Origin of the sequence: Pediococcus acidilactici (assembly GCF_016127815.1) — a bacterium.
Lineage (GTDB): Bacteria > Bacillota > Bacilli > Lactobacillales > Lactobacillaceae > Pediococcus > Pediococcus acidilactici.
Map to the genome: position 1 here is coordinate 1,913,661 of NZ_CP066046.1, position 12,116 is coordinate 1,925,776.

12 protein-coding genes are annotated in these 12,116 nt (G+C 42.8%); 7 read left to right on the top strand and 5 right to left on the bottom strand.

What is annotated here, in order from left to right:
- Window positions 1-15 precede the first annotated feature (15 nt).
- Window positions 16-717 (top strand): ABC transporter permease, encoded by a 702-nt coding sequence (locus I6H64_RS09320; RefSeq protein ID WP_008841529.1) that lies wholly within the window; start codon window positions 16-18, stop codon window positions 715-717.
- 26 nt (window positions 718-743) lie between these two features.
- Here I6H64_RS09320 and I6H64_RS09325 read toward each other — a convergent pair whose 3' ends face one another.
- The 3 genes from I6H64_RS09325 to I6H64_RS09335 form a co-directional block, all read right to left on the bottom strand.
- Complete coding sequence (locus tag I6H64_RS09325) at window positions 744-1,949, bottom strand: sensor histidine kinase (RefSeq protein WP_232623507.1); 1,206 nt, start codon at window positions 1,947-1,949, stop codon at window positions 744-746.
- Window positions 1,950-2,023: 74 nt separating this feature from the next.
- Window positions 2,024-2,731 (bottom strand): LytR/AlgR family response regulator transcription factor, encoded by a 708-nt coding sequence (locus I6H64_RS09330; protein ID WP_008841531.1) that lies wholly within the window; start codon window positions 2,729-2,731, stop codon window positions 2,024-2,026.
- A 119-nt stretch (window positions 2,732-2,850) separates the two neighbouring features.
- Window positions 2,851-3,222 (bottom strand): MerR family transcriptional regulator, encoded by a 372-nt coding sequence (locus I6H64_RS09335; RefSeq protein ID WP_036685339.1) that lies wholly within the window; start codon window positions 3,220-3,222, stop codon window positions 2,851-2,853.
- 146 nt (window positions 3,223-3,368) lie between these two features.
- Between I6H64_RS09335 and I6H64_RS09340 the strand changes: the two genes are divergently transcribed.
- Window positions 3,369-3,749, top strand: a complete 381-nt coding sequence (locus I6H64_RS09340) for a carboxymuconolactone decarboxylase family protein (protein WP_008841533.1) — start codon at window positions 3,369-3,371, stop codon at window positions 3,747-3,749.
- A gap of 255 nt (window positions 3,750-4,004) precedes the next feature.
- Here the strand turns inward: I6H64_RS09340 and I6H64_RS09345 are convergent, their stop codons facing one another.
- Window positions 4,005-5,021 (bottom strand): LacI family DNA-binding transcriptional regulator, encoded by a 1,017-nt coding sequence (locus I6H64_RS09345; protein ID WP_008841534.1) that lies wholly within the window; start codon window positions 5,019-5,021, stop codon window positions 4,005-4,007.
- A 173-nt stretch (window positions 5,022-5,194) separates the two neighbouring features.
- Here I6H64_RS09345 and gnd point away from each other — a divergent pair, with 173 nt between their 5' ends.
- A complete protein-coding gene (gene gnd / locus I6H64_RS09350; protein ID WP_056985131.1) occupies window positions 5,195-6,094 on the top strand; it encodes a phosphogluconate dehydrogenase (NAD(+)-dependent, decarboxylating) in 900 nt (299 codons plus the stop codon).
- A gap of 258 nt (window positions 6,095-6,352) precedes the next feature.
- Window positions 6,353-6,547 (top strand): hypothetical protein, encoded by a 195-nt coding sequence (locus I6H64_RS09355; protein WP_036685341.1) that lies wholly within the window; start codon window positions 6,353-6,355, stop codon window positions 6,545-6,547.
- Window positions 6,548-6,682: 135 nt separating this feature from the next.
- Here I6H64_RS09355 and I6H64_RS09360 read toward each other — a convergent pair whose 3' ends face one another.
- Window positions 6,683-7,525 (bottom strand): methyltransferase domain-containing protein, encoded by an 843-nt coding sequence (locus I6H64_RS09360; RefSeq protein ID WP_008841537.1) that lies wholly within the window; start codon window positions 7,523-7,525, stop codon window positions 6,683-6,685.
- Between the two features lie 186 nt (window positions 7,526-7,711).
- On the opposite strand from I6H64_RS09360, the gene I6H64_RS09365 reads away from it, so the two are divergent.
- The 3 genes from I6H64_RS09365 (at window position 7,712) to I6H64_RS09375 (ending at window position 12,076) form a co-directional block, all read left to right on the top strand.
- Complete coding sequence (locus I6H64_RS09365) at window positions 7,712-8,032, top strand: ArsR/SmtB family transcription factor (protein WP_002829430.1); 321 nt, start codon at window positions 7,712-7,714, stop codon at window positions 8,030-8,032.
- 69 nt (window positions 8,033-8,101) lie between these two features.
- Window positions 8,102-11,299: a YhgE/Pip family protein gene (locus tag I6H64_RS09370; RefSeq protein ID WP_056985133.1), complete on the top strand. Its 3,198-nt coding sequence runs from the start codon at window positions 8,102-8,104 to the stop codon at window positions 11,297-11,299.
- A gap of 132 nt (window positions 11,300-11,431) precedes the next feature.
- On the top strand, window positions 11,432-12,076 hold the full coding sequence (locus tag I6H64_RS09375; RefSeq protein ID WP_008841540.1) for a DUF4767 domain-containing protein: 645 nt from the start codon (window positions 11,432-11,434) through the stop codon (window positions 12,074-12,076).
- Window positions 12,077-12,116 lie beyond the last annotated feature (40 nt).

Sequence of the window (12,116 nt, forward strand, 5' to 3'; positions counted from 1 at the left end):
AAAGAAGGGACGATTATGAAACATTTAAAGTTTGAATTTAACAAAGTGAAACGGTATTTAATGCCATTATTTTACATAACGGTAGCTACTCAAACGGCGGCATTATACTTTTTTGCGGTGGTTGGCCGATTTGATCACGACGAAACGAACTCAATTATGATGAGCTATGCGGGGATTGCGGGATTGGCAAGCGTAATTACGCTATGTGTGATGGCTATTTATGGAGCCGTGTTGGCTAGCAAATTTATTGTCCGCGACTATATCGGGCTAAATAAAAATAAGACCTATTTGTTGCCGGTAAACCGAAAGGAGTTGTTTAACGCGAAGGTAGCCTCCCTTAGCTTAGCGGTGTTGATCAGTGAGGTACTTGGTTTAGTGGTTGCGGACCTTATTTTTGTGTTAACGGAAATGTTGTTTCCATTGGTATCAGGAAGCGTGACTAGTCACCTTGGGAGCCTAGGGGTGTCGGCAATGGTTTGCGTTTGTTTCACGGCCTCCATTATTTTGCTGGCTAGTTTTGTAGGAATATACCGTTCGTCTTCCATTAGCGTGGTCGTTACAAGCGTAGTGCTAGTCGTTCTTTTGGGCAACGTTTTAACCAGGATGATGGTGAGCTTCAGTTTGTTATCCATTCTTTGCGCGTTGCTGATCGTGCTGCTTACAATCAGCGCCAAATCAATGATGGCAAATTTAATTGATCATGGCGAAGCAGAATAGGAAGATGCAAAGTTTGGCAGAAGAATTTAAACAATATTTAGTAGCATAATGCTTACCGAATAAGTACTATTGGTGGTCTTTTGTTTATAAAGTCCATTATAATGCTCGATAATTGATTTGATGTTCTTTAAGCCTAGCCCTTCGGTTTGTCGGTGGGCGCGCGTCTTTTTTTCAGCATCGTCATAGGGATTGGAAATTTCAATTAGGAGATCCTTTTTAAATTGCTTGATGGTTAGGTTGATATAGCGCGAGACCCCTGCATTTAAACGTTGGTTGGCTTCGATTGCGTTATCAATTAAGTTGCCGATTAGTACGGAAAGAATGTCGTTGTCGAGGCTAATTTGCTTTGAAATAAGCGCGTGGATCTGAAAATCGATATGATTTGCTTGGGCAAGCGCGTTTTTTTCGTTAAGTAAATAATTTAGTACGGGGTCGTTCGTATAAAAGGTGGACGTCTTCGCCAGCTGGTCAAAAGATTGTGCTAGGTAGTTTTTTGCTTCCGTTATTTTACGTTGGTCAAGCAGGCCCATTAAAACGAGGTTGCGATTTTTCAAGTCGTGACGAAGACGCCGAATTGTCGACTGTGATTTTTTGACTTCGGCAATGTATTTCATTTCAGCTTGCATGGCCTTATTTTGCAGGGAGATTTGACTAATCTTCTTCATGTGTTTGGTTAGACTGCTGTATAGGTATAGTACGCAAAGATTCACGTAGGTAATCCCGAAAATAATTAGAATCTGGTAGGCGTCTAAAGCAATTTGTTTTTGAACGCAGGTAATTAAAAAACTAAGTAATACAATGATGGAAATGACCGGAATTGAGGTTAATGCCGCCATTAAAGGGATGGTGAGCGTTTGGGAATAGGCATGGTATTTAAAAAATAGCACTTTCATTCCTAGTACAAAAAGCATTTCGATAACGTTGGCAATGCTGGTGGTGACCACGTCGAACAGGTAATGGTGTGAAGGGTCAATAATGGAGAAATTTTGGAAAAAGAAGAACACTAACGCTTCACTAAGAATGGTGGTGGCTAAAAAAATCCCAGCTAAAAAGATGGCTTCTTTAAAGGAGACCGCGTATTGGGCGGCCAGGGTCATAATTAGGGCAATAATAACCACAATATTTGCGTAAGGAACCATGTTTTGAGGGAAAAATAACATGTTTAAAGCAACGGCTAGACAGAGCAAGGCCACCGTTACAATAGCTTGAGGGGTGAGGCGAAATTGAGCCAAACCATCGGAAAAGAAAAAATTAATTAAAAATGCGTACGCTATGAAGCCCAGCAATGAACCAATCACATCAAATATCATATCCTGCTTTTTAACCTCTCTAAGATTTGGTCACGAGCAATCGACCGGAATTTTCGACTAACGGGGATTTCTGCAGAGTTACCCGCATAATTTAAAATCACAAACGTACCGCTCACTTCTTCAATGTATAGTGTGTTGATAATGTAGGAATTGTGAACTTGTACAAAGTCGGCATCAATCTGTTCCAAAATGGCAGAAGTGGTCATGTTAGTGGTGAAAATCGCACTCTTGGTATGAATGATTACTTGCCGGCGTTGCTTTTCAAAAAAGATAATGTCGGATAATTTTAAATTATGAACGACCCGGTTACTAGAAAAGGAAAAATGACCGGTATCAATATTTAAGTACTTAATTACCTTATCTAGCACCGGAAATAAATTAGCCGGACTGGCAGGTTTGAGAATGTAATCGAAAGTTTGCACTTGAAAGACGTCTTCCATATATTCGCTATAGTTAGTCAAAAAAATAATCGGCACGTTGTAATCGTGATCCCGAATAATTTTAGCGAGTTCGATACCGCTCTGGTGGGATAATTCAATATCCAAAATGAAGAAATCAAATGTTAAGCGGGCTAGGTCTTTAACTAGTTTGTCCGGATTATAATACGTCGAAATGGTAAACAACGTGGGGTTATAGTTAGCTAAAATATTCTCGACGGCCGTCGCCATTTGAGGCTCATCATCGCAAATTGCCACGTTAAGCATAGGGGAAACTTCCTTTTTTAAATGATTAACACCGTTACATATTTTATTTTGATTATACTACCATAATTTATTTGCGTATATGGGTGGCGGACACGGGTGTAATTGTTGCATAACGTTTCTTAGATAGTTGTACGATTCGTGAGCGTGGCTAAATAAGTTTGAATTTTGTCTTCAACAAATTCAATATGTTGCTCAGTTTCTTTAAGGTTGGCATGCAATATAGCTAATTGGTCAAAAAGAATTTTGGTGCGGGCAGGAATGGTTTCGTCGCCGGCGTACCTTAGTTGGGCGTACAGCTGCATTTTTTTAATGCTCATACCGGTCTGTTTTAAACGCAGGACGAATTGGATCCACGCAACGTCTTGGTCGGTGTAGTATCGGCGATTATTAGATGTTCGATTGGAAAAAATAATTTTTTCTTTTTCATAATATCTGAGGGTATCAATAGAGAGTCCGCATACTTTAGAAAACTGACCGATTGAATAATTCATTTGAAAATACCTCCGTGAATTGAATTGTGTAAAAAGTACTCTATAAAGAGAAATGTGTCAACAAAAAATTAGTTGACATGGAGTTTACTCCATATTCTATGCTCTTAACTAATCCCAATGTTTTGTGGATAGAAAAGGAGAAAGTTATGGAAAAAAGCAAACGATTTATTGATGGTTTAAAAAAATTAAGTGAGGTCGATGATTTGGCGGGGCAGGAGGTAATTGCTTCTTTGTCAGGCTTAACGGAAGATGTGGGCAAGTACATTGTTGAGTTTGCTTTCGGTGAGATTTATCAAAGAAAAGGGCTAAGTCTCAAACAGCGGGAGATGATTACAATTTCCTGTTTACTGGCTCAAGGCGGAACTGAATCGCAATTAGAGGTGCATATAAATGGTTCACTAAACGTGGGACTGACCGAAAAAGAAATTATTGAAACGTTTATTCAAGCCATTCCGTACGTGGGCTTTCCTCGAGTGCTGAATGCTATTAAGGTTGCTAAACTGGTTTTCAAACACAGGGGTGAGTAACTCTGAAACTTAACAATATGAAAAAATGGGGCTGTGACAAAAGTTTCTAAACAAAAAACGGTTCATGATGGGAACTTCCTCATGAATCGTTTTTATCTTGGCATTTTGACTTCAATAGAGCCAAAACGTGTGCCAAAAGTCAGTTGGTTCCGCTTAACCAAAAAATTGTCCATCATGCAAAATTCAGGCATCATGGTAAATTTTCAGTTAATGCTCGCAAACCACCCGACTTTTGGCACACTCTCATTTTTAATTTTATTTACGCAACGATTCCCGGTAAATAATCGGCATTTTAAAGCATTTTTTAAACGGGATGTTGTCGTCGAGTTCGTCGTTAGTTAGTAAATGTTTCAAAGTCGCAATCCCTAACGCGGTCATTTCGGTGATTGGGCTATGGACGGTAGTTAAAGATGGCGAAGTGTAGGTGGCAATGTCCATGTCATCAAATCCGGAAACACTGACCGGATGCTTTAGGTTAGGGTGCGCGTTGATCGCGTGAAGGGCCCCGATTGCCATGTCGTCATTTTCGATGAAAACGTAATCCGGAAAGTTAGGCCGTGCCAACAGTTCTTCCATTGCCCGGCAACCACCTTTAGCCGTATATTCACCTTCGATTGGGGGATGGGCAAATAACTTGGTTGGGTGAGCTGCGTCCCACTCTTGAATTGCGGCAAAGTAACCTTGCGAACGTTCCTGCGTTGAAGCGTAATCTAGGGAGCCGCGAATTAAGGCTACATTACGGTGCCCAGCTTGTAGTGCGTGGGTGGTCATTTCGCGGGCCGCTGAATAATTGTCCAGCCAATAGTTATAAACGGGCTGAATTTGCGTTTTGCGGTTGAGCACCACGACGGGAATTTTCATTTGAACTAAATTATTGATGAACTCTTCGTCCTTCACGGATTGACTGACCACCACGACGCCGTCGAAAAAGCTAAGGCGGTCGTGATCGTTAATGGAATTGATTGAAAGGACGTAATTTTCGGGTAACTGTTCACGAATATTTAAAATAATACTGGTTAAAAAGAGTCCCGAAGTCCCATTTTGTAAATCGGTAAAAAACAGGCCGATCGTGTAGGTCCGTCCTTGGTTAAGTCCGCGCGCATTTTGGTTAGGGACGTAGCCTAGTTGATGGGCAGCCTCCACAATTTTCCGTCGGGTAGTTTCCTTCACCTTGGGACTCCCGTTTAACGCCCGGGAAACGGTGGTATGCGAAATACCAAGGTGACTGGCAATATCAATAATCGTGGTCCGTTTTGAAGAATTATTTGTCATAGGATGCTCCTTTTAAATTACTCAAGCGTAGCAGCTCCAATTATACAACAAAAATGAGAATTAATAATAATTCATGAAAACGGTTGTACAAAACGGGGACCGTGCTATAATTTAATTGTAAGGTTTCACGTGAACATTTGAAATTTAATCAAATATTAAGCGGGGTATCGATAATGGAAATCGGATTAGTTGGTTTGGGAAAAATGGGCATTAATTTAGCCCAAAACATGTTGCGTCACCAGCATAAAGTGGTCGGATTTGATTTGAATAACGCGTTAGTTGAAAAAGCGGTCGGTTATGGAGCAACCGGAGCGGCTTCGTTAGCTGAAATGGTGCAAAAAATGACGGCTCCCCGAGTGGTTTGGGTAATGGTGCCGGCGGGCAAGCCGACCGATGTAACAATTGCGCAGCTAGGCGACCTGCTAGAGGCGGGAGATTACTTAATCGACGGCGGAAACACCTTCTGGAAGGATAGTTTGCGGCATAACCGGCTAATTTCGGAAAAAGGAATCCATTATTTTGATGCCGGTTCGTCAGGCGGTTGGCGCGGAGCACTTAATGGCGGGAATTTCATGATTGGGGGCGATGACGCCGCAGCCTTTGAAACCATCCGCCCATTATTTGAAGATATTTCCCAAGAAGATGGTTATCTCTACACTGGTAAGGCTGGTTCAGGACACTATCTTAAAATGGTTCACAACGGCATTGAGTACGGAATGATGGCCGCAATTGGGGAAGGTTTTGAAGTATTGGAAGCTTCCCAGTTTGATTACGACAACGAAGCGGTCGCTAAACTGTGGAACCACGGCTCGGTAGTTCGGAGTTGGTTGATTGAACTTGCTCAGGACGCTTTCAGTAAGGATCCGCACCTAGCTGAAATTGCGGGACGGATGCACTCTAATGGCGAGGGCCAATGGACGGTGGAAGAAGCCATGGATCAGCACGTTCCTACACCGGTTATTTACGCGGCGGTTGCGGAGCGCTACCGTTCGATGCAAGACGATACCTTTACTGGTAAGGTGGTGGCCGCCCTCCGGAATGAATTTGGCGGTCACGCGGTTGACAAAAAGTGAAGTTTTATTTACAAATAGTTAGTAATTGAGAAATAATGATCCCTTGGTGGACGGATTGCCTTTGGCGCCGGTATCAAGGAAGTAATGCTTAAAATTAGGAACAGTTTCAACGGGGAGTGCCTGGTTGAGGCTGTTTTTTGGTAGGTGGCGAACCGCCGAAAAAATAGTTTACGGGATGTATTTGATATCTCTTAAAGAGTATAATTGGGTGGGTTTATAACGCTGAACATCGCAAGATGTGGAAGGGAAGGCTGGATAATGCGATACTTACGTAAGTACGTTACGCGTGGCGACTGGGTAGCATTGGGATGCACCATCATAACCATGTTTTTTGTTAGTGAAATTGATTTTATGAGGGCTCACGAAGGTCGCCAATTTTTAGGAGCGCTGGTGGTATTCGCAATTTTGGATTTCATTTGCGAACGGTGGATTGATAAGTCGCCCACCAAGTAAAAAAGGGGGCGGGGAGTTTGTGCTATTCAAATTAAAATCGACAGTTATGCTTGATCCAAGCATAACTGCCGATTTTCTGTTAGTACACACCAACAATCCAATTTTTTCCTATATTAATCTAGCCTAATCAAGCGATTAAGAACGGCGCACCACGGCAATTTCAAATTCTGCGGTAATGGAATCTAATGGTCGTTGGAGGAGCTGTTCCCGATTTTCTTGCGCCTGCCAAGTTAAGGGTGTCATGTTGAACAACGCCGTAAAAAGTGGTTGGTCAAGCGCAAATTCATACTTAACGGTAATGAATTCTGCCTGCGGATAGCGCTCGATAAAGTGGTTCTTTACCGGAGCATTATCATAGGTAGCGTGTTGTCCATCGGGGTAAACCAGGTGGCGCAGCTCTTGCAGATAGTGGTTGCCGGGAATGACCTTAACCAGTACGCCGTCTGGGGCTAAGGTGCGGTCAAACTCTTGGTAATTAGCGGGCGACAAAATGTTGACGATGGCGTCTAAACGATGGTCGGCAAGCGGCAAACGCGCTAAGTCGCCCACCATGAAGAGCGGTTGATTTTCCAGTGCCACCCCTGCACTAGCAATGTTAATGGCTGGTTTGGAAATATCCAGGCCGACTAAGCTTCCCTTCGAGTGGTTGGCAAGCCATTTGGTGGTGGTGCCTTCGCCACAGCCGGCATCTAGAATAAGGCCGCCGGCAAGTGCTTCTTGAACCCGGGCGAGCATCGGGTCGAAAAAGCCTGCCGTTAAAAATTGGTGGCGATAACGCAGCATTTCGTCAGTGTATTCGGTTTTGACGGGGTGACTAAGGAAAAAGAGGCTTCCTTTTTTCGCCACGTTAAAAGTGTGTTGATTTTCGCAAACGACGGTACCGGTTTCCGCGGTTATAAATGCTCCCTGGCAAACGGGGCACTGAAATTGATTTAAATGTTGTTGGATAAATTGACTGGTTAATTCGATTTTATTCAAAATATGACCTCGTTGTTCTCGTAATTAAGTTAATTCTACCACGGCTTTAAGGAAGGCCAATGGTATTTTAGAACAACTAAAATTGAAGAAAAATTGAATTGAACTTAAAGGTTGAATTAAAATATAATTCGCGGTAAAATACCTCCTGTATTTAAATATTCGAATGTTTGAATGGAGGACGACCTGATGGTGGAGCATAGCAAGGCACTCGCAGCTTTTAAGAAGAATATCCCCTTGCTAGACGCGCTTTCCGACGAGCGGCGCCAGCAAATTATGATTACTTTAGGGGAAAGTGAAAAAGGCTTAACGGTTGGGGAATTGACGAAGATTATTGGTCTTTCCCAGCCCGCAGTATCGCATCATTTAAAGCAATTAAAAGATTTAAAGTTAGTTTCGGTTAGAAAAAAAGGTACTAGCAACATCTATCAATTAACGATCGGACAGGCTCTCGATCAAGTGCAAAAGTTGGTTGATATTTTGCGGAACGATAAGAAGTTATTTAATTAAGTCGGGATAGTCTGATTGTTCATTCATTGGATCGAATATTAAAAAATTATTGTTGAGAAGGGGAAAAGCATGGTTCGCAAAGAGTGGAAATTTATTAGAAATAATAAGTTAATTTTAATCTCCGTGCTGGCAATTATTTTCATTCCTTTCCTATATAGTATTTTCTTCTTGAAATCGGTATGGGATCCATATGGGGATACGAAAAATTTACCAGTCGCAGTCGTTAACTTAGATCAACCCGTTAAGTACCAAGGCCAACGACTTGCGGTCGGTGATGAAATGGTCGATAACTTAAAGCATAACCATCAATTGGGATGGCACTTTGTATCGGCTAAAAAGGCTAAAGAAGGAATGAAGGATAAGAAGTACTACACGGTAGTTACGATCCCGAAGGACTTCTCAGCTAACGCCGCAACGGTTACGGATAAAAATCCTAAGAAGATGCAGCTGAAGTATTCAACGAACGCTTCGTTGAACTACATTGGTAAAGTTATCAGTGACGTGGGTACTGAAAAGCTTAATTCCGAAGTGCGGGAACAAGTTACGAAGTCCTATGCTACGGCAATGTTTGACCAAGTTAAGACTGCCGGAAAAGGTTTCAAGCAAGCTTCTGACGGAGCTAAGAAACTTAAGGATGGTGCGGTTCAATTAAATGACGGTACCAAGACCTACACGGCAGGAGTTTCCCAACTACACGACGGGATTGCTACGATGGCCGTTTCAGTTAAACCATTGCAAGCGGGCGTTGCTCAATTAGCAGATGGTTCTAGCCAATTGACCAATGGTTTAGATCAATTGAACGGAAAAACTGGGGCATTGTCTTCAGGAGTTTCCCAATTGGCAAATGGTTCTGGTCAAGTAACCACCGGTGCGGTTGCCTTGAGTAAGGGATTGAACGAGTTGCAACAAAAGAGCGGTGCGCTCGTTACCGGAGTTTCACAACTAAACAACGGTGCTTTACAGTTGAAGGTTAAGGTTCCCCAATACGTCAACGGGGTTTACCAACTTAACGATGGCGTACAAGAACTTAACGCAAAAACTGGTCAATTGGTTGGCGGCATCAAGCAATTGTCAAGTGGTGCGGGTGCTTTAAGTGCTGGAGTTAAGCAATATACAGACGGTGTATCGGCTGGTGCAGGCCAATTACAAGGTGGCGTAGCTAAATTAGCTAACGACACTAAGGATATGCCAAATAGCATCAACGCTTTGCACAACGGAATTGCAGACATTGCGAAGAGTTCCAAACAATTAGCCGATGCTAACGGCAAGATCTCAACTGGGCTTGGCCAAGTTGCTGATCAAGTAAGTGCAAAGGACATTAGTAAACAAGCGGCTGCTTTGAAGCAACAAATGGCTTCTATTCAAACACAATTAGTTGCGTTGAATAAGGCAACTGCTGGACAAACAAATGGTGGCAATGCCGCACAATCCATCAATAATCAACTTTCAGAAATTAAGTCTGAAGTAGGAAGCTTGGCAAACTCAAGTAAAACTACGACAAGCACTAGCGGTGGCGTTTCTCAAGCAACCATTAATTCTAAAATTGACGGTGCAGGATTAAGTGCAGAAGATGCAGCTAAAGCGAAGAATGCCTTAGCTGGCGTTGCTAACGGTAGCCAAAATAAGACTACTTCGCAAACTGTAGATACAAATAAGATTGCATCAATTCAAAAGAAGATTACTGACGTTCAAGGTCAAGTAACGAAGTTGAATGATTTAGCTAACAAACAAGCTGAAATCAATAAGCAAGTGACGTCGTTAACAGCTTCCTTCCAGAAGTTGGCAGCTGGCGCAAACGAATTAACTGGCAACAGTGATGACATGAAACAACTGGCAGCAACTTTGAAGAAATTAGCTGCTGGTTCACAAGAAGTCACAACTAACTTACAAAAACTTTCATCTGGTTCAAACACGGTAGCTGGTAAGGTCGGCGAATTTGCCGGTTCAGCTTCTGAATTAACTGATGGTGTTGCTCAATTAGACAGTGGTGCTAAGAGCCTTGCAAGTCAAACTAACAAGAATTCGAAGGACGTTAAGAAGTTAGTTAGCGGTTCTCAAGAATTGAGCTCAAGCTTGGCAATGCTAGACAAGCAAACCCCAACTCTCCAATCCAAGATTGGTCAGTTAGCTGCTGGTAGCAACCAAATCAGTGCTGGTACAGGTGCTTTAGCTGGTGGAATTAACCAATTAAGCAACGGTATTAGTGCCGCAAGTTCACAAATGCCAACCTTAGTAAGCGGCGTTAGCCTACTTGCTAACGGTGGTAACCAATTGGCAGCCGGTTCTTCTCAAGTTACTGGCGGTTTGAACACCTTAAATGGTCAAGTGCCAGCGTTAGTTTCTGGCGTTGCGCAACTTGATAATGGTGGTCACCAATTGAACACTGGTATCCAAACTCTTAACAGCAGTACCGGAACGTTGATCGACGGAGTTAACCAGTTGAACACTGGAGCTGCTGAACTAGACGCTAACTCAGGTGCCTTGTTAGACGCTACTAAGCAAATTAGCGCCGGCAATGGCGAATTATCAAGCAAGTTAGCTGATGGTGCAAAACAAGTTAACAGCGTGCCGCTTACCAACAAGACGGCCGAAATGTTTGCGGCACCAACGAAGATGAAACACACTAACTATAGTTACGTACCAAACTACGGACATGCGTTAGCACCATACGTACTTTCACTAGCACTTTACGTTGGGGCAATCGTCTTCAACTTTGCTTACCCAATTCGGAAGGTTTCCGAACGCGGTGGTACTCCAACCCAATGGTTCTTGAGTAAGGTTTCCGTTGGTACGGTAGTCGCTCTAGGAATGGCGTTGGTTGAAACCACAATCATGATGATTGCTGGTATTCACGTAGATCACGTTGGTCAATTCTATATGACCGCGATTATGATTTCGTTAGCGTCGATGTACATCGTCATGTTCTTGTCGATGGCCTTCGACAACCCAGGACGGTTTGTAGCGATGATTCTCCTGATGCTTCAATTAGGTGGATCAGGTGGTACCTTCCCAATGGAAGTAACTAACCACTTCTACAACGTAATTCATCCGTTCTTGCCATTGACTTACTCAATCTTATCGTTCCGTCAGGCAATTACGTCTGGTCTCGGCGACGGTACCTTTGAACAAGCAATGGGCGCGTTGCTCTTGTTTGCAGTGATTGCTTTGGCATTGCTATGGTTCAGTATGAACCAATTGCAAAAGCATCATTTGGAAAACAAGTCGCAATTAGATGACAACCAAAAGCTTCAAGAAGTTGAAAGATAATTTAATCGCAGAGAGGGGTCGGGATTTTCCGACCCCTTTTTGTATACATAGCACCAATTTAAAGAGTATTTTAGGCGTGGTCTCCCACGAAAGGCTAGCTTCCTGTATAATAAATGGAAATGAGGTGATTAGATGAAACACATGAAAAAGGGCTCCCGTTGGCCGGTCAATCCGGTTGTGTGGGTCATTGTGGCACTATTGGTCATTTTAGGCGGATATAAATTTTTCTATCCTAACCACGTGGAACCTGAACACACCACGGCACGGCAATCTAGCAGCACTAAGGTGATTGACGTTGAAGAAGGCTCGTCGTCCGCTAAAAAGGCAACGACAAAAAAACATAAACATAAATCAAGCAAAGATAAGCTTTGGACAAAGAAACAGGATGCAAAATTGGCGGCGTTCATTAGTGATTGGCAACAGACGATGGGGCAATCGTATACCGGAACTAATTCAGGTAGCTCGGTAACCTTCCAAGGCGTCACGCTTCCCGATTATTTGTCAACGGGGACGGTTTACGTAAACCAACAACCAGTGACGATGAAATGGACGACTAACAAAAAAGACGACAGCGATTATCAAGTGGTCGCAGCTTATGCCGGCACCCAATACCTGTACTTGTTCACTTTCCACCAACAAACTCCAGAAGTGTTAGTTACCTCTCAAGCAGCTAGCGACGGAGTTAACTTTAAGGTAACGGAAAATGCGCAATTAATTAGCGGTTTTCAAAACATTGTTAATGGACAAAGTGAATCAACGAATTCATCGCAACAATAAAATATTAAAAATGGGAGCTTTCAGAATTTTGATCTGAAAG

What these genes read in the sequence shown, in the direction of transcription:
- I6H64_RS09320 (WP_008841529.1), top strand. Translation starts at nt 16, where the DNA reads ATGAAACATTTAAAGTTTGAATTTAACAAAGTGAAACGGTATTTAATG.
- I6H64_RS09330 (WP_008841531.1), bottom strand. Translation starts at nt 2,731, where the DNA reads ATGCTTAACGTGGCAATTTGCGATGATGAGCCTCAAATGGCGACGGCC.
- I6H64_RS09335 (WP_036685339.1), bottom strand. Translation starts at nt 3,222, where the DNA reads ATGAATTATTCAATCGGTCAGTTTTCTAAAGTATGCGGACTCTCTATT.
- I6H64_RS09340 (WP_008841533.1), top strand. Translation starts at nt 3,369, where the DNA reads ATGGAAAAAAGCAAACGATTTATTGATGGTTTAAAAAAATTAAGTGAG.
- I6H64_RS09345 (WP_008841534.1), bottom strand. Translation starts at nt 5,021, where the DNA reads ATGACAAATAATTCTTCAAAACGGACCACGATTATTGATATTGCCAGT.
- gnd (WP_056985131.1), top strand. Translation starts at nt 5,195, where the DNA reads ATGGAAATCGGATTAGTTGGTTTGGGAAAAATGGGCATTAATTTAGCC.
- I6H64_RS09355 (WP_036685341.1), top strand. Translation starts at nt 6,353, where the DNA reads ATGCGATACTTACGTAAGTACGTTACGCGTGGCGACTGGGTAGCATTG.
- I6H64_RS09365 (WP_002829430.1), top strand. Translation starts at nt 7,712, where the DNA reads ATGGTGGAGCATAGCAAGGCACTCGCAGCTTTTAAGAAGAATATCCCC.
- I6H64_RS09370 (WP_056985133.1), top strand. Translation starts at nt 8,102, where the DNA reads ATGGTTCGCAAAGAGTGGAAATTTATTAGAAATAATAAGTTAATTTTA.
- I6H64_RS09375 (WP_008841540.1), top strand. Translation starts at nt 11,432, where the DNA reads ATGAAACACATGAAAAAGGGCTCCCGTTGGCCGGTCAATCCGGTTGTG.